The 22,566-nt window shown below is 41.1% G+C and carries 24 protein-coding genes; 12 read left to right on the top strand and 12 right to left on the bottom strand.

The genetic code is table 11. The features are described from left to right. Window positions 1–60 precede the first annotated feature (60 nt). From KW060_RS01220 to KW060_RS01205, 4 genes are read left to right on the top strand one after another with little or no spacing between them, the layout of a single operon-like run. The gene (locus tag KW060_RS01220; protein WP_249036656.1) at window positions 61–429 is read left to right on the top strand and encodes a GntR family transcriptional regulator; all 369 of its coding nucleotides are present in this window, start codon (window positions 61–63) and stop codon (window positions 427–429) included. Between the two features lie 13 nt (window positions 430–442). Next, window positions 443–1,294, top strand: a complete 852-nt coding sequence (locus tag KW060_RS01215; protein ID WP_249036655.1) for an ABC transporter ATP-binding protein — start codon at window positions 443–445, stop codon at window positions 1,292–1,294. 2 nt (window positions 1,295–1,296) lie between these two features. Then, the gene (locus KW060_RS01210; RefSeq protein WP_249036654.1) at window positions 1,297–1,497 is read left to right on the top strand and encodes a hypothetical protein; all 201 of its coding nucleotides are present in this window, start codon (window positions 1,297–1,299) and stop codon (window positions 1,495–1,497) included. Window positions 1,498–1,517: 20 nt separating this feature from the next. Next, on the top strand, window positions 1,518–2,417 hold the full coding sequence (locus KW060_RS01205) for a hypothetical protein (protein ID WP_249036653.1): 900 nt from the start codon (window positions 1,518–1,520) through the stop codon (window positions 2,415–2,417). Between the two features lie 104 nt (window positions 2,418–2,521). Here KW060_RS01205 and KW060_RS01200 read toward each other — a convergent pair whose 3' ends face one another. The 3 genes from KW060_RS01200 to KW060_RS01190 are packed head-to-tail and all read right to left on the bottom strand — an operon-like array spanning window position 2,522 to window position 4,001. Then, on the bottom strand, window positions 2,522–3,340 hold the full coding sequence (locus tag KW060_RS01200; RefSeq protein WP_249036652.1) for a sulfite exporter TauE/SafE family protein: 819 nt from the start codon (window positions 3,338–3,340) through the stop codon (window positions 2,522–2,524). Then, window positions 3,337–3,738, bottom strand: coding sequence for a SufE family protein (locus KW060_RS01195; RefSeq protein WP_249036651.1), 402 nt, complete (start codon window positions 3,736–3,738; stop codon window positions 3,337–3,339). Before KW060_RS01195 ends, KW060_RS01200 begins: the two co-directional genes overlap by 4 nt. A gap of 29 nt (window positions 3,739–3,767) precedes the next feature. Then, window positions 3,768–4,001 carry a sulfurtransferase TusA family protein gene (locus KW060_RS01190; RefSeq protein WP_249036650.1) on the bottom strand — a complete coding sequence of 78 codons (234 nt, stop codon included), beginning with the start codon at window positions 3,999–4,001 and terminating at the stop codon, window positions 3,768–3,770. 85 nt (window positions 4,002–4,086) lie between these two features. On the opposite strand from KW060_RS01190, the gene KW060_RS01185 reads away from it, so the two are divergent. The 4 genes from KW060_RS01185 to KW060_RS01170 all read left to right on the top strand — a co-directional run bounded on the left by KW060_RS01185 (window position 4,087) and on the right by KW060_RS01170 (window position 8,592). Continuing rightward, window positions 4,087–4,806, top strand: coding sequence for an ABC transporter permease (locus KW060_RS01185; RefSeq protein ID WP_249036649.1), 720 nt, complete (start codon window positions 4,087–4,089; stop codon window positions 4,804–4,806). Next, window positions 4,799–5,482: an ATP-binding cassette domain-containing protein gene (locus KW060_RS01180; RefSeq protein ID WP_249036648.1), complete on the top strand. Its 684-nt coding sequence runs from the start codon at window positions 4,799–4,801 to the stop codon at window positions 5,480–5,482. The genes KW060_RS01185 and KW060_RS01180 overlap by 8 nt, the downstream gene beginning before the upstream one ends. Continuing rightward, on the top strand, window positions 5,479–6,306 hold the full coding sequence (locus KW060_RS01175) for an ABC transporter substrate-binding protein (protein ID WP_249036647.1): 828 nt from the start codon (window positions 5,479–5,481) through the stop codon (window positions 6,304–6,306). Before KW060_RS01180 ends, KW060_RS01175 begins: the two co-directional genes overlap by 4 nt. 201 nt (window positions 6,307–6,507) lie before the next feature. Continuing rightward, window positions 6,508–8,592, top strand: coding sequence for a putative bifunctional diguanylate cyclase/phosphodiesterase (locus KW060_RS01170; protein WP_249036646.1), 2,085 nt, complete (start codon window positions 6,508–6,510; stop codon window positions 8,590–8,592). Here the strand turns inward: KW060_RS01170 and KW060_RS01165 are convergent, their stop codons facing one another. Beyond that, window positions 8,593–9,171, bottom strand: a complete 579-nt coding sequence (locus tag KW060_RS01165) for a hypothetical protein (protein WP_249036645.1) — start codon at window positions 9,169–9,171, stop codon at window positions 8,593–8,595. It abuts the gene before it with no gap. A gap of 101 nt (window positions 9,172–9,272) precedes the next feature. Between KW060_RS01165 and mnmC1 the strand changes: the two genes are divergently transcribed. After that, window positions 9,273–10,442, top strand: coding sequence for an FAD-dependent 5-carboxymethylaminomethyl-2-thiouridine(34) oxidoreductase MnmC1 (gene mnmC1 / locus KW060_RS01160; protein ID WP_249036644.1), 1,170 nt, complete (start codon window positions 9,273–9,275; stop codon window positions 10,440–10,442). Between the two features lie 59 nt (window positions 10,443–10,501). Then, a complete protein-coding gene (gene acs / locus KW060_RS01155; protein WP_249036643.1) occupies window positions 10,502–12,442 on the top strand; it encodes an acetate--CoA ligase in 1,941 nt (646 codons plus the stop codon). Here the strand turns inward: acs and KW060_RS01150 are convergent, their stop codons facing one another. From KW060_RS01150 to KW060_RS01115, 8 genes are all read right to left on the bottom strand, one after another. Beyond that, on the bottom strand, window positions 12,443–13,555 hold the full coding sequence (locus KW060_RS01150) for a tetratricopeptide repeat protein (RefSeq protein WP_249036642.1): 1,113 nt from the start codon (window positions 13,553–13,555) through the stop codon (window positions 12,443–12,445). Between the two features lie 96 nt (window positions 13,556–13,651). After that, window positions 13,652–14,641 (bottom strand): amidohydrolase family protein, encoded by a 990-nt coding sequence (locus KW060_RS01145; RefSeq protein WP_249036641.1) that lies wholly within the window; start codon window positions 14,639–14,641, stop codon window positions 13,652–13,654. Further along, entirely contained in the window at window positions 14,641–15,183 is a 543-nt protein-coding gene (locus tag KW060_RS01140; protein WP_249036640.1) for a PepSY-associated TM helix domain-containing protein, read from the bottom strand. The genes KW060_RS01145 and KW060_RS01140 overlap by 1 nt, the downstream gene beginning before the upstream one ends. A gap of 89 nt (window positions 15,184–15,272) precedes the next feature. Continuing rightward, window positions 15,273–16,370, bottom strand: coding sequence for a saccharopine dehydrogenase family protein (locus KW060_RS01135; RefSeq protein WP_249036639.1), 1,098 nt, complete (start codon window positions 16,368–16,370; stop codon window positions 15,273–15,275). Next, complete coding sequence (locus KW060_RS01130) at window positions 16,367–16,975, bottom strand: DUF4166 domain-containing protein (protein WP_249036638.1); 609 nt, start codon at window positions 16,973–16,975, stop codon at window positions 16,367–16,369. The genes KW060_RS01135 and KW060_RS01130 overlap by 4 nt, the downstream gene beginning before the upstream one ends. Then, window positions 16,972–17,439 (bottom strand): DUF2269 family protein, encoded by a 468-nt coding sequence (locus KW060_RS01125; protein ID WP_249036637.1) that lies wholly within the window; start codon window positions 17,437–17,439, stop codon window positions 16,972–16,974. Before KW060_RS01125 ends, KW060_RS01130 begins: the two co-directional genes overlap by 4 nt. Window positions 17,440–17,546: 107 nt before the next feature. Continuing rightward, the gene (locus tag KW060_RS01120; RefSeq protein WP_249036636.1) at window positions 17,547–19,142 is read right to left on the bottom strand and encodes a flavin monoamine oxidase family protein; all 1,596 of its coding nucleotides are present in this window, start codon (window positions 19,140–19,142) and stop codon (window positions 17,547–17,549) included. Window positions 19,143–19,158: 16 nt separating this feature from the next. After that, the gene (locus KW060_RS01115) at window positions 19,159–19,749 is read right to left on the bottom strand and encodes a TetR/AcrR family transcriptional regulator (RefSeq protein ID WP_249036635.1); all 591 of its coding nucleotides are present in this window, start codon (window positions 19,747–19,749) and stop codon (window positions 19,159–19,161) included. Window positions 19,750–19,859: 110 nt separating this feature from the next. Here KW060_RS01115 and KW060_RS01110 point away from each other — a divergent pair, with 110 nt between their 5' ends. Then, window positions 19,860–20,318: a (2Fe-2S)-binding protein gene (locus tag KW060_RS01110; RefSeq protein ID WP_249036634.1), complete on the top strand. Its 459-nt coding sequence runs from the start codon at window positions 19,860–19,862 to the stop codon at window positions 20,316–20,318. 2 nt (window positions 20,319–20,320) lie between these two features. Beyond that, a complete protein-coding gene (locus KW060_RS01105; RefSeq protein ID WP_249036633.1) occupies window positions 20,321–22,564 on the top strand; it encodes a xanthine dehydrogenase family protein molybdopterin-binding subunit in 2,244 nt (747 codons plus the stop codon). Window positions 22,565–22,566: the final 2 nt, after the last annotated feature.

Below are 22,566 nucleotides of genomic sequence, written 5' to 3'. Positions count from 1 at the left end.
AGCCAATAGTGATGTAAAGGGCATAACGATGAACACCAAAGACAAAGATTGGAATAACCCGTGGTAGAACAATGGAAAGATGACAGACCAATTTACCTCCAGCTTAAGGATCAGATCCTTACCATGATAATGGATGGAGTACTCACGGAGGGAGAAGCACTTCCCTCCGTCCGTAAGGTCGCCGTAGAATATCAGATTAACCCCATTACCGCTTCCAAGGCCTATGCAGAATTGGTCGATGAAGGACTGGTAGAAAAAAGAAGAGGACTTGGCATGTTTATCCTTGATGGCGCCAGATCAAAGTTACTCGCAGCAGAACAAAAAGCCTTCCTTGAAGTTGAATGGCCAAAAATTGTTGAACTTATTTCAAGGCTCGGTCTTGATACTGAAGAGCTGTTAAATGCAGCAAAAAATGCGCAGAGCAATTAAAAAGGAATAACCCATGACAAATTATATCAGCGCAACGGGACTAACTAAGTCATATGGTGATTTTAAAGCTCTTGACGAAGTAAACCTTAACATCGCAAAAGGGCAGATTGTCGGCCTTATTGGTTCAAACGGCGCAGGAAAAACAACTCTTATTAATTCAATACTCGGCCTTGCTTCATTCGAAGGTGAACTGGATGTAATCGGTTATGATCCACATACAGAACGTGACCAACTTATGAAAGAAGTATGTTTCATTTCAGATGTAGCAACACTTCCAAAATGGATTAAGGTTAGCGAAGTACTTCAATTCGTTGAAGGTATTCATCCGAAATTTGACCGCGAGAAAGCACTGGGTTTCTTAAAAGAAACATCAATCCCGATGGATAAAACGGTTGGAAAACTTTCAAAAGGCATGGTGGTGCAGCTTCATCTCGCGCTAATTATGGCGATTGATGCCAAGGTGCTTGTACTGGATGAACCGACACTGGGTCTTGATATTCTTTACCGTAAAAGATTTTATGATCAGCTACTCGAAGATTACTTTGATGAAGAACGCACGATCATCATTACAACCCACCAGGTAGATGAAATTGAAAACATCCTAACAGACGTTATCTTCATCCGCGAAGGCCGCATTATGTATGATGCATCCATGGAAGACACACTTTCCACATGGAAAGTGCTTGAGCCAAAACCGGATGTCATTGACGAAGTTCGCGCACTTTCACCATTCCGTGAAAATAAATCATTAGGCCGCGTTAGCTTTATTTTTAACGATAAAGACCGCGAAACATTAAGTGCCTTTGGCGACGTAAGACGCCTATCACTATCTGATTTATTCGTCACATTAATGACCGGAGAATAATCATGCAAAAGTCAGCACAAAAAAAGAAACATTTTCACACATTGATCAATCTTGCGCTTTCAGCCTTTTTGATCCTGACCGCGACAATCGGAATGCGCAGCTTGACTTATACGGGTGACTATAGCCTGACAGGCACAAGCAGCAGCCTGCCGCAGCTTGAGAATGTAATGGTTTGTGCCATTGGCCAATGTGCAATGATGTAAAAAATTTATTGGAGAATATTATGATTTCCACCTTAACAAAAATAAACGGCTACAACCCGACAAAAGCACTCCTTCTTAGAGAGTTCTGGGATCATCGCCGTGCCATGTTAATCACCCCAATGGTCATTACAGGTCTTTTTATTACCTTTATGATTGTCATGATGATCACTGGGAACGATATTATTTTTAACGACATGTCACTTCAGGAAGGCATTCGAAAAGGCTTTATGGAAGCGCGTGAAGAAGGACTTGAATCATCGTTCATCGTAACAAGTATGCTACTTGCATCAACAGCCCTACTTTGGATGGCATCAGGATTTACCATTACATTTACAGCACTTTCATCGCTTCATGATGAACGTAAAGACGGCAGTATTCTCTTCTGGAAATCAATGCCTGTTTCCGACACTAAAGAAGTTTTGATCAAGCTTGTTTCTGTTGCCGTGATGATACCGTTATTGATCGTACCATTTGCCTTTATCATTCAGGCATTCCTTATTCTTGCCATGACCGTTATCGGTCTTGCAAATGGGGTAGATGTATGGACGTATCTATATTCAAACATCAATATCTTCAGATTGATTATTGGTAATATCATTCCGCCGCTTATGACTGTGCTTTGGATTATGCCAATCATTACATGGTTTATGCTGGTATCAAGTTTCTCACGCAGACCACCATTCCTTGTGGCCTTCGCAGCACCTGCATTAATCATCGCGACTGAAGAATTGTTTTTTGAAGGATCATTGTTACTAAACGCAATCGTTTCATTATTCGATAGCATGGGTGATAATTTCGGTGACGGCACATATTTTGCCCTTACAAGCTTCTCTGAACCGGCCTTTTATATTGGCCTCGCGATTTCAGCCGCAATGTTATATGGCTGTGTATATTTCAGAAAGCGTCACACTTTAACCTAAAACCAAGTTTAACTTTCAGGGTGAGGAATTCCCCTCACCCGATATCTTCCGTAACTGCCCCGGTCATTCATTTGGCTGGGGCCTTTTTTATAATTGGTCTTTTTTTATAAATATCTGTAGAGCATCTGACTTGAGACGAACAACAGGAAAAGTCCGAATGCAAAAGTCAGTTTTTGGTGACTTAAACTATGCGCTAGCCGCGCGCCAAATGGCGCCGCAAAATATGATGCCGGTGCAATGATCGCAAGACCAATGAAACTGACATAACCAATGTTGCCGGATGGCATTCCATCAATCCCTTGGCCGGATATCATGAAACTGATTGTGCCGGGTACGGCGATTAAAACACCAAAAAATGCCGCCGTTCCCACAGCACGGTGAATTGGAACACCAAAAAGTGACATATAACTGACCCCCATAACACCACCGCCAATGCCAACCATACTGGAAAGCATCCCAATTGAATAAGGCATGATTTGCACCAATGGGTGATCGGGGATTCCATCGCGGATCATTTTAGTGCCACCCTTAAACAACATCTTAAGTGCAACAAATAACGCAAGTGCGGCAAATAAAATCACCAGAATTGTACCATCAAGCCGCGATGCGGCCCAACTGCCAAGCACCGCACCAAACAACATGGCTGGTGCCCATTTCGTGATAATTCCAATATCGACCGCACCGCGTTTATAATGGGCCCTGGTCGATGAAAATGAAGATAAAATGATGACCGCTAGTGATGTTGCGATGGCAATATGCATGCGCACGCTTTCATTGACACCATATATTTCAAGAGCAATTTCAATAACAGGAACCAGTACAATACCACCGCCGATACCAAGAAGTCCTGCCATCAATCCGCTGATGATACCGCCACCGAGCAGCATCAATACAAGTACGGAAAGGTCAGCGAATTCATTCAACCGAAACTTGCCCCGATTTTTTTAATGCGTTCAACCATGGAAAATAACCCGTTGGTCCGCATTGGTGAAAGATGTTGCGAAAGCCCAAGATCATTTAAAATCGCGGCCGCATCAACCGATTTAATTTCATCTGGTGTTTTACCGGAAAAAATCATCAGGATTAAAGAAACCAATCCTTTCACGATATGAGCATCACTATCGCCATGGAAATTTATTTTGTCACCGTCACGATCATAAATCAGCCAAACCTTGCTTGTGCATCCATGCACACGGTTTTCTTCTGTTTGATCGGCCTCGTCAAATTCAGGAAGTTTTCTACCAAGATCGATGATAAATCTATAACGATCTTCCCATTCATCCATAAACTCAAATGTTTCTTTTACTTCTTCAATATTCATTTTAACGCATTTCTTTTTTGCCGATCATATCAGCATTTTTTAATTAAATAACGAATAAATTCTTCTGTTTCAATTTGTTCAATAATGTCATGGCCAGCCTGATCACAAAAATGCGGCACATCAATTAATGTCATTGGATCAGTAGCAACCAATTCAATTATGGTGTCGGAAGCAAGTTTTTCAAGAGCCCTTCTTAACCGAAGAACAGGGATAGGGCATTTATGGCCACTTACATCTAATATTTCCTGCGCCACTGAAGTCACTCTCTAATCATCCTGATCAATAAATTTAAGTTTACTCATGCACGTTTAGCAATTAGTTTAGTGCCAGGCAAAGAAAAAGAAAAGTATGGCAGAAAATTCCGGCATATTCACTGAAGCATTATATCTGATTATTTCCTTCAACAATGACTTGATGGAAATCATTGGCCTGTCTTTATATGTCAGTATTTCCGCACTTATCATTGCAGCGGTTATCGGCTTGCCTCTTGGTGCGATACTCGCGACCAGGAAATTTAGCGGATCAAAAATCATCACCATTTTGATTAATGCTTTCATGGGCATGCCGCCGGTTGTGGCGGGTCTTATAGTTTATTTGATGTTATCCCGCGCAGGGCCATTAGGGCTACTTGGATTATTATACACCCCAAGTGCCATGATTATCGCCCAAAGCCTGCTTATTTTCCCGATTATCGCCGCACTTAGCCGCCAAATCATCGAAGATATGAATAACGAATATGATGAGCTGTTCCGTTCATTGCTAGTTGGCCAAAGTAACAGAATTAAAACATTGCTTTGGGAAAGTAGGTTTAGCCTGACAACTGTCCTCCTTGCCGGATTTGGTAGAGCGATCGCAGAAGTTGGCGCCGTAATGATCGTGGGCGGCAACATCGAACATGCCACCCGTACCATGACAACTTCAATTCAGATGGAAATCAGCAAAGGAAACCTGGAACTGGCCATGGCACTTGGCATCATCCTGCTGACCATATCACTTGGCATCAATATCATTATGCAACAGGTGAAGGGGCGCTTTAATGCTAATATTGAGGGAGTGCGAAATGAATAAGTCCGCACTATCCATTAAAAATGTAAGCATCAGCCATGATAAAGGCAAAGCGCTGAATAACGTTTCTCTTGAAATTAAAATTGGCAAAAACACTGTAATTCTTGGCCCCAATGGCGCTGGAAAAAGTATCCTTTTGAAATTATGTCATGGCTTATTAACACCCGATACAGGAACAGTTCATTTTGAAAACCCGAACACCCGTACCGCCATGGTATTTCCCAAACCCATTTTTTTAAGAAGATCCGTTTTGGAAAATCTAACTTTTGTGCTTGATCATCAGAAACTTCAAAAAGATGAAAAACAAAAACTAGCCTTACAAGCACTAAATCAATTTAACATGACTGATTTTGCTGACTACCCGGCAAGACAGTTATCTAGCGGCGAAAAACAACGCCTTTCGTTAATTAGAGCGCTGCTTTTAAAGCCGGATATTTTATTCCTTGATGAACCCACGGCAAACCTTGACCCATCCGCAACGGCATCACTTGAAGAAATGATTAAAAAATCGCACCTTACCACCGTAATGGCGTCACATGATTTGATGCAAGCTAAACGCATTGCAGAAGAAATAATTTTCATCGAAAACGGGGTGGTCATCGAAGTTTCGGCTGCTAGTCAATTCTTTGAAAAACCACAAACAGAACAGGCCCAGCGATTTATTGAAGGGCGGTTATGAAATTAAAAACGATATTCATGATCGCCGTAATTGCTGTTTTATCTATTTGGGCTTTAAAACCTTCTGATCAATATCAAATGACCTTAATGGCAACGACCACAACACAGGATTCCGGACTTCTGGATATTCTTATCCCTGCGATGGAAAAAGATACTGGCTTAAAAATTAAAGTAATCGCCTTTGGCACAGGAAAAGTTCTTCGTTCAGCGATGGATGGTAATGCAGATATCATTTTTGTGCATGATCCAGTAGCAGAAAAGCAATTCATGGATAACGGATACGGAAAGATAAGAATTCCATTCATTCAAAATGATTTTATCATTGTTGGACCCGCTGATGACCCTGCGAACGTCGCTAAATCCAAATCTGCGAGCGAAGCATTCACCGCCATTCAAAAATCGCAAATCCCCTTTGTTTCACGCGGCGATGAAAGCGGCACACATAATGCGGAACTTAGAATATGGGAAACTGCTGGATTAAACATCGAAGATTTTACAAATGAAAAATACGTTATCACCGGAAGTGGTATGGGCCGTACTCTTGGTGTTGCAACCGAAAAAAACGGGTATGTCTTAACCGATAAAGCCACGTGGCTATCTTATCAAAATAAAGAAGGATTAATGATACTCTTTGAACAAGATCCGCTACTTGAAAACATCTATAGCTTCATCAGTGTAAACCCGAATCTCTTTGATCATATTTCAGATGAAAATCAACAAATTATCATGAATTGGATTACCTCACCCGCGGCATTAAATACCATTAAACACTTCAAAATATCAGGCATTCAGCCATTTTTGCCGATCAATCCCGCCATGCAATGATTTTGCAATCAAATTAACGTAAAATTAAACAAGAATATTTAATATTTTACCGAAGTAAAAAAAATAGTATGGGGCACAATGAATCAGTTGGGCAAAAAGATTATGGCATTCCGATCAAAAAGTTCTAATGAATTGTTTGATATAGGGTGTCTTTTAAACAGTTTTCCAAACGGGGTCGCACTGTTTGATAAAGATCTAAAGATGGTAAACTGCAATTCCATCTTTCAAGAAAAGATTCAGATTGATAATTTCCAGTCAAAAGAAAACCCATCTCTTTATAGTCTCATGAGTTTTGAACTTGATGATGCAGAACACACGAGAGAAAACATCAATGCCTATGAACTTATTGAAGAGATGTTCAAGGAATCTAGCTCGGCAAATTCCTTTAACTGGGTCAATAAATTTTTCTTAAAGTCCGGCGAGCTGATTAATTTAAAAACAGAATTTTTCCCAGACCGTGGATTGATCATCACCTTAAATGAAATTCGTCAAACCGATGAAAACCAAATGATCGAATTCCAAGCGGCCAAAGATTATCTTGAATCCCAAACTCAACAAGCCATCCACATGGCAGAAGACCTGGCAATCGCGCAGGAAGAAGCCGCAAATTCTGCCGAACGCATTCAAACCATTCTAAACGCCATGGAAGAAGGATTGGTAACGTTAAACCTGTCTGGTAAAATCGTTTCCGCCAACAATGCCATGTCCGTCATTTTCGGATACGCCCCATCTGATTTCATTGGTATGGAACTGATTGATTTTGTTAAATCAACCCAGTTAAATTCATCAGAAGATGTGCTTGCATTGCTGAGCGAGCAAGTAGACGGGTTTAATGTCTATAAATCCGATGAAATGGGTAAACGCAAAGACGGTTCTGAAATTCCGCTTAAAATCGATATCCGTGAAGTTTTTCTTGAACAGGAAAAACATTACACCGTTTTATTTAGAAACGTTAGCGAACAATATGAAGCTGAAAAGCTAATCAGACACATGGCGTGGCATGACAGCCTGACGGGACTAGCCAACAGAAATTTATTATCTGAACGCCTCGATGAAGCCCTAAAAATGGCAAGACGAACCGACAAGCAAGTTGCGGTTATGATTTTGGATCTTGATAAATTTAAGCCTGTTAATGACCTTCATGGACATGCAACCGGTGATAAACTGCTTAAGGTTGTTGCAGATAGACTTTTAAAATGCGCAAGAGATATCGACACGGTTGCCCGTCTTGGTGGTGATGAATTTGCCATTGTCTTTACAAATATCGAAGATGAAAAAAATATCATCACGATCGCCGACAGAATTATCAACAGCATCCAACAACCAACCGATATTGATGGTAACATTCTGCAAATCGGCACAAGCATCGGCATGAGCTTTTTCCCGCAGGATTCAGATACACCTGTTGAACTGATCCGCATGGCTGACGTTGCACTTTATCAGGCCAAAGAAGACGGTCGTCGGGTATACCGCCTTTATGATCAACAAATGGATGCTGAAACAAAAGCGCAGAAACAGATCGAAATGGATCTGAATAAAGCGCTCGAAAACAATGAATTACTTCTTCATTATCAGCCACAATTTGATGCAGAGAATTTAAAACTCGTTGGCGCAGAAGCGCTGATCAGATGGCAACATCCGTTAAAAGGAATGATTTCACCATATGAATTTATTCCGATCGCGGAACTTTGTGGCCTGATGATTCCAATCGGCCAATGGGTATTAAACACCGCATGTATCGCCGCGAAACGGTGGCAGGATATGGGACTACCGAAAATTCGTATATGCGTTAATATTTCTGCGCGTCAGTTCCATGCTGATAATTTCGTGGATACAATCGTGCATGCGATTAAGGTTTCAAATTTAAATCCAAAATGGCTTGAGCTGGAAATTACCGAAGGCATGGTGATTAAAAATGCCGATAGTGTGGTTACAAAACTTGAAGGGCTTAAGGCGCTTGGTGTTTATCTTTCTATTGATGATTTTGGAACCGGATATTCATCACTGGCTTATCTAAAACGTTTCCCGGTAAACAAATTAAAAATCGACCAATCATTCATTCGTAATATTCACGAAGACCATGATGATGCCGCCATCACCGATGCGGTGATTAGATTGGGACACAGTTTGGGGCTTAGTGTCGTTGCAGAGGGTGTGGAAACAGAAGAGCATGTTGAAATATTAAGGCAGAAAGAATGTGATGTTTTCCAAGGGTATCATTTCTGCCGCCCGATTGAACACGATGAATTTGTCAAGTTCCAGAAAAAACAAGCTAAGAAAAAATAATCAATTCATCTCTTCATCATCAGGAAGAAGACTTTGATTGACATTTTTCACATAGAGCCAATGATATAATACTTCCCAGTCACCGCCATCGATGGGACGTCTGCGGTGAAGATTTTCAATCCTGTCATTTTCACCTTTTTTCCAGGAAAGTTCATATTCAAAACCACCGACAGGTTCTTTGCTTTTTAATACAAACCGATCATTGTCCGGGCCACCTTCAAGAATTTGCACACCCGCATTATTATCAACCCACATGTGCACCCATTTTGACCCGTTAAAGGCTGTCAGGCTTTTTCCATACATTCTAAAGGGTACATATTCGGATGAAAAATGATCATCCAGTGAAATCCAACTTTGTTGAATAGCACATCCCCTAAGCGTTCGGCCAATTCTGTCATAGCCGGCCAGTTTCCCTGTATCTTTATGAAAAACCTGCCAGTCACCAACGATAAAATCCAGTTCCCGGTAAAAAGGCACTGCGCAAGGCACAACAAATTTCCCGCTTGCTTGTGCATGTGCAACTGATTGCAATGGCATGATCAGTCCTAAACCAATGATCATCGTTAATAATAATTTCACTTGCTTACCTTTCCCAGAAAAACAATACTGTTATTCTATTTTAAATCACTATAATCTGATGAATAAAATAAGTCCTGATAAATTTGGAATATATGTCAAAAATGGCAACAACGAATAATAAACCATGGTTTAAAAGACCCACCCCAAATAATAAATCAAAATCCGTGGCAATCATCGGTGGGGGTATTGCGGGTCTATGTCTTGCTTTCAAATTAAACGAGGCAGGGTTTAAAGTCAGTATTATTGAAAAAAGGAATAATCTTCTTTCTGCGGCGTCTGGAAACCCGGCTGCAATTCTAGAACCATACTTAACCGTCGGTGATAGTGTTCATCAGGAATTTTATGCTGCCGCTTATCCCTACGCGATTGATTTTTATAATAATGCCGGTGATGGCATATTTCATAATTGTGGTCTTGATCGCATTGCAAAAAACGAGCAAGAACAAGAAAAATTCATTAAATTCCAAAAAATCTATCCTGAGAATTTCTTAGAACTGACCGAACAAGGCATTCATTTTAAAAACAGCGGCTATTTACTGCCGCAAAAGTTATTGGAATATATTCCCGAAACCATTGATATTAAATGTCTAACGCTTGCGAATAGCATCAAAAGAACAAGAAACAAATGGGTCATTAAAGACGAGCAGGATAAGCAAATATTAAAATGTGATATCTTGATTATTGCCAATGCCCATGATGCCCTAAAATTTGAAGAAACAAACCATCTGCCGCTTGATAAGGTTTCTGGACAAATTACATTTACGACGCCGCAGGAAAAAATCAAAAAAGTCATTAGTTCTGAAGGGTATTACATTCCGAACGTTGAAACAAAATATGGCGCGGCTGATATAATGGGCGCAACATTCGAGCGTAAAAACGTAAACGAGGTTACAGAAGAAGCCCACGAAGAAAATATTGAAAAATCACCATCAAAACGAAAAGAAACGGACGTTATTGGCGGTAGAAGATCAAACCGTGCCATGGTTCATGACCATTTACCCGTTGTGGGCGCCGTACCGGATCAGGACTTTTATAACAGCGAATATAAAACGCTCCATCACGGCCCGTTTCATCAGAAATGGAAAGATGCCGAATATCATGATGACTTATATATATTCGCTGGCCTTGGCGCGCGCGGATTTTTAAGTTCTCCCCTACTCTCTGAATATTTAACAAAGATGATTACTGGGGACGAAAACAATTTATCAGAACGTGTATCAAACGCGCTTCACCCGGGCAGATTTATGATCAGAAAACTATCAAAAAAATAGACTTTCAAATCCCAACAAATTACCATCCATAAAAATAAGAAATTAATGGCGAGGCACAAATGTCAGAACATAAAACATATCCGGTTGATCAATCAGTCGCGGATCATGCATTAATCAATAATGATCAGTATATAGAGTTATATGAAAAATCTGTTTCGGATCCGAAAGAATTTTGGTCTGATATGGGACAACGCATTGATTGGATCAAGCCATTTACCGAAATCAGTGACGTGTCATATGATAAACAAGATTTACATATCAAATGGTATGGTGACGGAAGCCTTAATGTTTGTGTGAACTGTGTCGACCGTCATTTGGAAACACGCGGTGACCAAACCGCGATCATTTTTGAAGGGGATGATCCATCCGTTTCTGAACATATTACCTACAAAAAACTGTTTGAAGAAGTATGTCGTTTCGCTAACGTATTGAAAACTAGTGGCGCTAAAAAAGGGGACCGTATCACCCTTTATATGCCGATGATACCTGAAGCCGTCTATGCCATGCTGGCTTGTGCACGCATCGGCGCTATCCATTCGGTGGTTTTTGGTGGTTTTTCACCAGATGCGCTTGCCGGACGTATCATTGACTGTGACAGCCATATTGTCATCACAGCAGACGAAGGAATGCGCGGTAATAAAGCAATCCCATTAAAAAATAATGTCGATAAAGCACTTGAAAATCCGGAAACATCCGTATCAAAAGTGATCGTTGTAAAGGCAACAGGCGGCAACGTCGGATTTACCGAAGGACGTGATGTTTGGTACCGCGAAGCAGCAGAAAAAGTGGACACAGATTGCCCGGCAGAAGAAATGAACGCGGAAGACCCGCTTTTCATTCTTTATACATCTGGATCAACAGGAAAACCCAAAGGCGTTCTTCATACAACTGGTGGATATCTGGTTTACGCTAGCCTTACCCATAAATATGTTTTTGATTATCAGGAAGGCGATATTTACTGGTGTACGGCTGATGTTGGCTGGGTCACGGGGCACAGTTATATCGTTTATGGGCCACTGGCAAACGGTGCAACCACGCTTGTATTTGAAGGGGTGCCTACCTATCCAGATGCATCACGTTTCTGGCAGGTTTGTGAAAAACATAAGGTCAACATTTTCTATACAGCGCCAACTGCAATCCGTGCCTTAATGGGTGCTGGTGATGAATTTGTGAAAAAATGCGACTTAACTTCGTTAAGATTACTTGGTTCTGTTGGTGAACCCATTAACCCGGAAGCATGGGAATGGTATTATCATGTTGTCGGTAATGAAAAATGTCCCATCGTCGACACATGGTGGCAAACGGAAACCGGCGGCATTATGATTACGCCGCTACCTGGTGCCACAGCCTTGAAACCGGGGTCCGCAACAAGACCATTTTTCGGTATTCAGCCACAGCTTGTTGATAATGACGGCAACGTTCTTGAGGGCGAAACAGAAGGTAATCTTTGTATTACTGAAAGCTGGCCCGGGCAAATGAGAACCGTTTATGGTGATCACGAACGTTTCATTCAAACTTATTTTTCCACATATGACGGTAAATATTTCACTGGCGATGGATGCCGCCGTGATGCAGATGGTTATTACTGGATCACAGGACGTGTGGATGACGTCATTAACGTATCCGGCCACCGCATGGGTACAGCCGAGGTCGAAAGTGCCCTCGTTGCCCATGAAATGGTTGCAGAATCAGCCGTTGTCGGTTTCCCACATGATATTAAAGGGCAAGGCATATATGCCTATGTGACCTTAATGGCAGGGAATGATCCATCAGATGAACTTCGTAAAGAATTGGTCGGCTGGGTAAGAAAAGAAATCGGACCGATTGCATCGCCTGATCATATTCAATTTGCGCCGGGATTACCGAAAACCCGTTCAGGAAAAATCATGCGCAGAATTTTAAGAAAAATTGCCGAAAATGATTATTCAAATCTCGGTGATACATCAACCTTGGCTGACCCATCAGTTGTGGATGATTTAATTAAGAACAGAATGAAATAATCATATAGCTTCTGATTTTAAATTTTCAGCAACGCGAAGCGCTTTTTGTGCTTCGCGTAGGTTTCCAACCCTTGCATAAATCTGACTTTTCAATTCATGAAAGCGTGGTTCCTGTTCCTTTCTTTTAATGGCCTGATTTATATGATCCATCGCGAGGTCATATAAATTTTCTTCCATTGCTTTTTTTGCTTTTACATACCTGAAATAAGGGTTCTTATTCTGGTATTTTTTTACAAGGTTACCAAAATAATCGGCCTTTTCGTTTTCCCCTAATTCACGGTACATAAAAGAAAGGTTATTTAACGTCGCTTTATCTTGGCTATTTAATGAAAGCGCCTTGAAGTATGACTTTTCAGCAGTTTTATTATAGCCTGCCCGACGATAAAGCACACCAAGATTTGCCCAGTATGATGAATTATCCGGGTCCATCTTTATGGCTTTGACGAAATATTTAAAAGCCGTTTGAAAATCATTATTGATTAAATATTCGGCCCCAATATTTCCGTAATACAGGGCTTCAACATCATTTTTGGATAACAATGTATAGTCAAGCTGGCGTTCAGGAAGCACTTCATCAATATCGACAATTAAATCAGGGTTTCCGGAAACCTTTACACGAATATTTACATGCTTGTTTTCCACATAAATATCATCACTGGCGTAATCCCATTCCGGCAAAATATGAATTTCTTGGAATTGAATATCGAGCCCTAATCTACGGGCCAAAACAGAATATAAATAGCTGAACGAAAGACAGTTTCCATACCCTTTAATAAAGGCTTCATTTGCAGTGTATGTTAATTTGGGATCATAAATAAGCCCTAAACTCTTTTCATCGAAAATCGCTTTCGATAACTTTCTCGCTTTATTAGCGTCCCCATTAACTTTACCCAATTCATCGGTAAGAAATTTTTCCATTTCCGGTGTGACGGTTAAAATATCCGTTTCAGGTAGGTCGCTATCCTCAAGTTTTTTACCGAGTATTAAATAACCATCCAATAATGTTTGTTCTGAATAGGAAGCGGTATACGAATATTCAAACGTATTCGTGCTACAAGCTGATAAAGCCAGTAACCCAAAAAATATGAATATATTTCTAACAAAAGTGAACAAGCAATCTCCCGATCATTAAACAGGAAAAATCGACTTATTATACCATTTATACGCGAAATCAACAATTCACGTTGTCGTGAAAGGATTGTTAAAAAATCATTTTGATAGTAATTTCAATGCATTAGAGCGAAGGATAAGTTCCTTATCATCATCAGAAAGCCTGCTTTCCTTGATTACGTTCAAACCAGTTTCACCGGAAAAGATCGGCGTATCCGTTCCAACAATCAACTTATCGGCCCCATAAATTTCAGCAGCCAGTTCAACGGCACGTGATCCTAATGATGACGTATCAACATAAAGATTGTCTTTGCGGCTTGATGGCATTTTGGCATCAGGGAAACGCGCTTCCACTGTATGATGCATACGTTCAACCACCATTGGAAATGTTCCGCCAAGATTGGCAATATGTGTTGTCATATTCGGATATTGATCCAAGAAATCAGTATAAAGCAGTGTGATTAACGCAAGCGAAACACTATGCTGGACACCCAATGCACCGCGGGCAATTAGAAGTTCATCCGGATCATCTTTTGGCCTTGTATCAAGGACCGGATATTCATCGGCACGCCATCCCGGATGGATAAAGAAATGAAGCTTCTTTTCATTGGCATATTCAAAAAGCGGCGCTAATTCACGTGCATATTCCAGTGACAGAAATGCATTGTTTGGAAGTATAGCACCAATAAAACCCAGATCTTCCACGCATCTTTTTAATTCATCCAACATGGCTTGCTGATCCGCGAGCGGAACGGCAGCAAGTGGAACAAGACGATCCGGATATTTATTACATGCGTCCGCAATGCCATCGTTGCTGGCTTTAATCATTGGCAAGGATTGATCAATCGGCAAATAATCTATTCCAAGTAATCCAGGCAATGAAATGACCTGTTTTTCCATACCAATGTGATCCATATATTCTATACGTTCATCAGCATCATAATAGGCACTCGAATATGGAAGCGTGCTTATCGGCATATGATAAAGTGATCCACTTTCAGGGTGCGTAATACGCGGGTCACTATCACGTGCTTCGAGCATTTCCATTAATTTCGGTGCGATAAAATGTGCGTGAAAATCTATGGCCATTATTGTTTCTTTTCTGCTGCTAATCGTGCTTTTCTTTTCTTGTTTGCTGCTTTTTTAATATAGGGATAAATAAACATCCACAGCCCCGTAATCCAAAGAACAAACAGAATAATGCCTGTCGGTAAAATTATGTAATATTTGGCAAAATCACCAAAATAAGAACCATCATGAAGTTTTTCAAAGAAATCAGAACGGCGTTCTGCAACAGATAGAACCTTTGCATTGGTGGTATCAACCTGCACTTCCCAACCATCAACAGTCATAAATTTTACCATGCCGCGATCGACTTTATAATCGATGCGGTCAAATTCCGACCACTTCATTCCTGCAGTTTGCGGGATACTGGTCGCGGCGGCCAATAATGCTTCATGGGAAACCACGGGAAGCGCATCACTTTCACCACGAACGCTAGACGGCTGTATCCATTCAAAATCTTTCTTCAGTTGCAGAAATAACCCAGAAACAATGATCAACAATAACGGAAGCGCGATAAAAATTGACACCCAGTTATGAATGGTACGGTTTAATTTATTCAGGTTCATTATACTATTTGGCTCGTTTCTTCTCTTAAGAGAATCCCTTTATTTGCTCGGGTAATGTAGCAATTCCATGAGAATCTTCAATATCAATATTATTCGCAGATCAACTTGATATTCAAATCTTTCAATTCCGACATATATTCATCCAGATCGATTAGGCCAACACAGGGCATTGCACCAGATTTTTCCATTAGTCCGAATGCAATTTTTCTGGCAAGAATGATAGCAGGGGCGCACGGTATAAAGGGACCGTCCCCTTCTTTTGCAAGGATATAAACCTTTTCAGATTTATTTTCATTCTCTTTGCCTTTACCCTTTAAAATCATATGGAACGCGCTATTGCTGCTTCCGATCCAATCAAATTTATTGGCAATATTAACAAATAATTTCGCAGCAGGTCGAAGGCTCTTAAAAATTCTTAAACGCACGAACCATGAAAGTAACCACAATCCTATATGAAGAAATGTAATTTCAGTACCCGCATAAAATCTTACCGTTTTAAGGTTAGGATATATTTTAGGAAATAATTCAAGATCCGGAATTTCACAGTTACCAAGTGCCCTGTAACCGAATTCAGGATACTTATGGAAACTTAAATCTTGCCATCCATATACCGTTTCCATTTTCCCATTGATAAGTGTTTTAAACGGCTTACCCGTATAGTTTAAAATCGATGCTGTTGTTGCAAGGCCGCGATTGGTTTGTTGCGCTGTTGCAATGCCGTATTCGATTTCTTCCAAATACTCGAATTCATCTTTATATTTTTCGATAATCGCGGATGAAAGACAAGGCACCGAACTTGCCCCGCTTATCACCGAAACTCCACTTGATTTTGCCTTCTCATCAAGTTTATGAATGTTAGCAACAAATTCTCGACCATCCGCCAGATCAATATAATGACAGCCATATTCAATACATAATTTTGCGACATCATATCCTTGTTCCTGATAAGGGCCAGACGTGTGAATAACAATATCAGGTGTAATTTCCGCAAATGGGATCGAGATGGTTATATCAAAAATGGAATATTCCAGTGGATGTTTAAAATCATCAACTCCCTCAATGAAATCTAGACATTTTATCTTAGACCTGCCGCCAATGATGATTTGCAAATCATCCTTTGCCAATGTTTTGGCAATATATGAACCAAAATTGCCATACCCGCCAATGATCAACACGCGTTTGGTCATATTGTATTACCATTTAACATTTTAAAAGTACCGCTATAGCCCAAAATTTTTCCCCACCATGGATGAACAACTTCCATCATCATATGAAAATGATCATCATCAATTGCCTTTTCTTCCGCATACCCTTTTCCAAAAAGAAAGCCGATTGGTAAAGGAATAAATTTACCAAATAATTTAAGGCAGTATCCTTTATGTAATAGCAACACTTTGCTGCCATCCCATTTAAATTCGCATTTCCACCCAATGCCAAGTTTCATTACTTCTATGACTTCACTTTTTCCGATTGGATGTAATGTGGAATAAAATTGATAGGGCTTTTTATCTGGAAATTGAAAAATGCGATCAAATACGAAATGATTATTTTCAGGGGCCGACCTAAAAGCAACCGTAACAGGAATATTGTTGCCAGTAAAAGGAACCAATAAACCAAACAATCTTGCAAATGGTGATAATAGCGACCAGATTTTTGACCCTTCCACCTTCATCAAGCCTGACGTTTTGGTAACATCAGAACTAAAAGGCGTATTGGCATAATGTTTCTTCATAACCGCAGGTAAGTCATCCCAACATTCACCGAAAATTGATTTAAATATTGGCTCGCTCATACCGGTTTAAAGACCATCAAGAAAAATACCGCCACGAGACCAATGAACGCCGGCCATCCTAACAAAAACCAAATTCTGAATAATCGATCATATCTTTGCGGTAATTCAGTTTTATCCTTAATCGCGATGGCAATCATTTTCTTTAGCTCGATTTGTATCCAAACCACAGGTGACCAACAAATACCAGCAACAATATAAATGATATAGGTCGCAAGTAACCAAAACTCAAAATAATCATACCCCATTTCCATGATCAACCATATGCCACTAATAGGCTGTATGATTACAGCTGGTAATGTGAAGATGTAATCGGCCAAAACCGTATTTTTTGCGGCATAATATTTTTGAAATAGATTGTCGGAAAAATGCGAACAAAACATAAAAAATGCAATGCCCATTCCCGTCCCGAAAAGTATAGTTGCGGATATAATGTGAATGGTTTTAACGATTAAATATATGTCCATTGGGCCTCCCCCGGTTAATAAGACGATATACCTAAAAAATTTCCCCAACAAATAAAAAATGCCCCATAAGGGGCATTTTCTTAATTTTTATATTAGCTTAAAAACACTTACATTTGAGCAGCACGTTTATCGAGTTCCTTCATAACCATCCACGCGCTTTCAAATGCACCGACCATCCAGCCTACATTATATGGCGATGCACCATCACCGCCAAAGAGTACACGTTTTTCGCCTTTAAGGATTGTTGGAAGATTTTTTCTGATGCCGCGGCCAAACCAGCCTGCAGCACCACCTAATGCATATTTATCTTTATGCCAGGAATAGGAAACAGCATTACCATTATAATATTTTCGGTATTTACCCGGGTGCAATTTTTCACCAATATTAAGGGCGTGTTCAATTCGCTCGTTAAGCGTCATGTTACTAAGCACAACCGAACCTGCAAACGCAAAAATATAGTTCGCAAGAATAACCCCTTTATCACCATGAAGATCACTGGATGGATAGCTGGTTTCACCGTGATGTTCCAGATCGGAATAAGACGAACCACCATAAATCATTTCGTCCTTTTCCCAGAAACGATTATCAAACTGAAGGCCGATTTTATAAGCTGGCGCTGTACGTGCCGTTTTTAATGCATCGGTTAGTTCCTGACTAAAATTCGTGGGAATTTTGGTAAGTACAGGATATGGTATTGTAGAAATAACAAAATCACCTTCGATAGCTTTTTCAGTATCCGTCTTTGTATCTTTATAAGTAATTCTTACCTTTTCATCATCATGATAGATATCTGTCACTTCAGAATTAAAACTGATTATGCCATTCGGTAGATTATCTTCAAATGCGAAAGCAATTTGATCCATTCCACCTTTTACTTGAAACATACCTGCAGGATGATCTGCTGTGTGATAAAGCGCAGCCAGTTTCACTTTTAAGATATCTGATAATGCAAATGGTTCTGACAGTTTACCGCCATCAAGTCCCGCTCCAGGATATTCTGAATGACCACGGGCACGATTAGCACGGTAATTAAGCTCTTTGCGGCTTAGCAGTCCCGTACTTTTCAGATAATCAAGTAATCCTTCAACATCTTCTTCATTTAATTCATCATCAAGTTTTCCGCCGCTAGCTGCCTTGGCAAGTAATTCAGAAATATAGCCTTGCCTGTCAATTTTCGCATCAATTTGTTTGATCCGTTTTCCTTTAAGCGAGCCTTCAATATTTTCTGAATATAGTAACGCATGATTACTTTCATTAAGCATCGGTTCAAGCGGCACACCCAATTCATGACAATAATGAATAGTTGGCTTATGTTCCGCAGGAATGCGCCATGGGCCAATGTTTAAATATTGATCATCTTCAAAGCGGCAGACTTGTGTTTCACCGCCCACTTCCTGAAGAACCGTTCCTTTTCGTGCGGATTGACAACGACCGCCGACAAATGAGCGGGCCTCAATGATTTTACAATCATAGCCCTTTTTCGTCATTTCATAAGCCATCGCCATTCCGGAAAGACCAGCGCCGAGAATAATGACTTTTTTACCGTTTGCTTCTGTGTTCATAACCGGTGGCTTTTCGGATGTTGCTGCCTTGGCTATTCCCATGCCCTGCATCGCCGTATAAACGGCTGCTGATCCCCCAATTACGCCTAGTGATTGTAAGAAATCACGTTTGCTTTGAAATGATTTTATCTCATCTGTCATTCACTACTCCTAAAATTTAATTTAGTAATGCCCAAAGAAATGTTTCAATTGATTTGGCCATTTCTTTTTCTAATTCTTCTTTTGTAAAATGCTTAATGCCCATGATTAACGGAAAATAAAAACGCCCACTAATGATCGCGAGTAAATTATTGGTTGTGGTTTCAATATCATCCACATCAATTACGCCGTCTTCGCGCGCATCACTAAACCATTTTCTTAAGAGCATTTCTTTTCTTGAATTGTCATAACCTGGTACATCTTCATCGCGCCTGATGGTTTCAATCAGTAATGCACGATAAAATTTTAAGATATCCTGATTTAAAGAACGCTCCATATGACGGTTAAAAATGGCAATTAACTGCGTAACCGGTTCAATGGTTGGATCATAAGAAAAATTATCTTCTTCAATAAGTTCTTCCGTCATTTTGGCGAGAACCGCTTCAAACAAATTATCTTTTGATCCGAAATGCGCATACAAAGTAGGCTTGGTTGCACCAGCCTGCTCTGCTATGATATCCATTGATGAACCCTGAACGCCAAGTTCAGCATAACAATGTATGGCAGCATCAATAATTCTGTTTCTTGTTGCCTGCGCCTTTTTATTCATAATATGATCCCAATATTCATGTGACAGATGCAATATAACTTTACTTAACCGTAAAGTAAAGTTATATTGGTGATATCCTATGTATAAAATGTTTAAAGGGATTATTCCAAATGATTTTAACCATCAACCGTCGCAAGTATGAAGTCAACGTTGAAGAAGACATGCCGCTTCTTTGGGTATTAAGGGATGAGCTTGGCATTACGGGCCCTAAATATGGTTGCGGTATCGCCTTTTGCGGCGCCTGTACCGTGCATATTGACGGGGAACCGATCAGATCCTGTTCCATGCCCGTGGGTGATGTCGATGGTGAAATTACAACAATTGAAGAACAAGATTCATCAAATTCCATAAATGCCGTGAAACAAGCATGGCTTGATCACCAGGTGGCGCAATGTGGATATTGCCAGGGCGGTCAAATGATGACCGCCGCATCATTATTAAATGAAAATCCAAACCCATCTGATAGGGACATAGATGACGCCATGTCAGCGAACCTTTGTCGTTGTGGCACATACCCCCGAATACGTGAGGCCATAAAATCGGCTGCCAAAACGGTAAGAGGGGCATAATCATGGGAAAAATTGCAACCATCACCCGCAGAACATTTCTTGTTGGCTCTGCTGCCATCGCCGGGGGCATTGGCTTTGGATATTATTCATATCAAAAACCAATTAAAAACCCACTTCTTGATACCCTTGGGGACGGTGAAGGGGCCATTACCCCTTACGTGTTAATCAATCAGGATGGTGTTACATTAATCACACCACGCGCAGACCTTGGGCAAGGTGCCTATAGTATTCAGGCGGCACTACTCGCCGAAGAGCTCGACGTGGATTTAAATGAAATTAACGTTGATCCCGGCATGCCAAATGGTGGTGTTTATTATAATACGGCCGTTGGTGCAGAAGCCGTTGGCTTCCCATCCACTGATGAAAGTTTCCTCGCGACGAAAGCAAGGCTACTCGGCCCCGTAATTGGTAAATTGATGGGCTTACAAATCACCGGCGGTTCATCAACGGTACCAGACTGTTATGAAAAATTACGTGTCGCCGGCGCCCTCGCACGCGAAACATTAAAAACGGCCGCTGCCATGAAACATGGTGTTGCCATCGGCACATTAAAAACAGAAAATGGCAATGTCATCTTACCTGACGGCAAAAAAATTCCTTATAGCGATCTTGCTTTAGAAGCCACCAAAATAGCATTGCCGGAAAGTGTCGTACTTAGACCGGAACGTGACTGGAAATATATCGGCAAGGATATGACCCGTGTTGATATTCCCGCCAAATCAACGGGAACTCAGGAATTTGGTATTGATGTCAAAATGGATGGCATGGTTTATGCCACTGTAAAAACCAATCCACGCATCGGCGGCAGTCTTTCCGGATTTGATGCGACCAATGCACGTGAAATGAATGGTGTCATTGATATTGTCCCTGTCACTGGCGGGTTTGGTGTTATTGCCGATAATACATGGCGTGCCTTTCAAGCGGCAAATGCGGTTGAGGCTGAATGGGGCCCTGCCCCATATCCCGCGGAACAAGAGGAAATCTGGAAACAAGTTTCAGATAGCTTTACCGAAGAAAGACAAGACAGCCGGAAACGTGATGATGGTGATGTGGAGCTATCATTTGCTACTGGTGGGTTGGTGACTGCTGAATATAAAGTACCATACCTTGCGCACGCCCCGCTTGAGCCAATGAACGCGACCGTGAAATATGGTGGCGGAAAGCTAGAAATTTGGACTGGCACCCAAATACCAACATTCATGATGGCTAATATCGAACGCATTTACGGCATTTCGCAGCAAAATATTTTTGTCTATGCCCTTTATTCTGGTGGCAGTTTTGGCAGAAGGTTAGAGGATGACTATGTTCACCAGGCCGTTGAACTGGCAATCCGACATCAAAATGTACCGATTAAAATGACGTGGATGCGTGAAGAAGACATGACCCATGACTTTCCAAGAACCATCGGCATGGCAAGAGGACGGGGCAAGATTAATAACGGACGGGTTGAAACATTCGATCTTTCCATCGCCCATACATCCACCATTGAATCATCAATGCAGCGTATGGGGCAATCCGTACCGGGACCCGACCAATCCATCGTTGATGGCGCATGGGATCAGCCGTTTGATATTCCAAATTACCGGGTAACCGGATACCGCGCCCCGGTAATGGTTCCCGTCAGTTCATGGCGGTCCGTTGGTGCATCAGGAAACGGTTTTATGCATGACTGCTTCCTTGATGAATTGATCCATGAAGCAGGCGCCGACCCAATGGAAGAGCGTATCCGCCTTTGTTGGCATGATGCGTCCCGTAAAGTTCTTGAAACAGTCCGTGATATGTCAGGATGGGGTACAGAACTTGGTGAAAATCGTGGACGCGGTGTGGCGTTTACGCTTTCATTTGGTGTTGCAACAGCAGAGGTCGTCGAAGTCACGAACACACCAGACGGCATTCGTATTGATAAGGTTTATATCGCATTGGAAGTCGGTAAAGTGCTTGATCCGGTTAACTTTGATAATCAGGTGAAAGGCGGCATTGTTTGGGGGTTAGGACATGCCATGAACTGTGAACTGACCTATAGCGACGGCAAACCCGAACAAGATAATTTCCACGCATTCCAAGGAATGAATATGGCACAATGCCCAGAAATTATCGTTAAAGGGTTAGAAAACGGAAACACAGTACGCGGTGTTGGTGAACCAAGTGTTCCACCCGCCGGCCCAGCACTTGCAAATGCCATTTTCGCAGCCACTGGTAAACGGATAAGGGAACTTCCGCTAAACAAACATATAGATTTCGTCTAGCG

Origin of the sequence: Pseudemcibacter aquimaris (genome assembly GCF_028869115.1) — a bacterium.
Lineage (GTDB): Bacteria > Pseudomonadota > Alphaproteobacteria > Sphingomonadales > Emcibacteraceae > Pseudemcibacter > Pseudemcibacter aquimaris.
The sequence above is the reverse complement of the archived record's forward strand: the minus strand, read 5'-3'. Positions and strand labels throughout refer to the sequence as shown.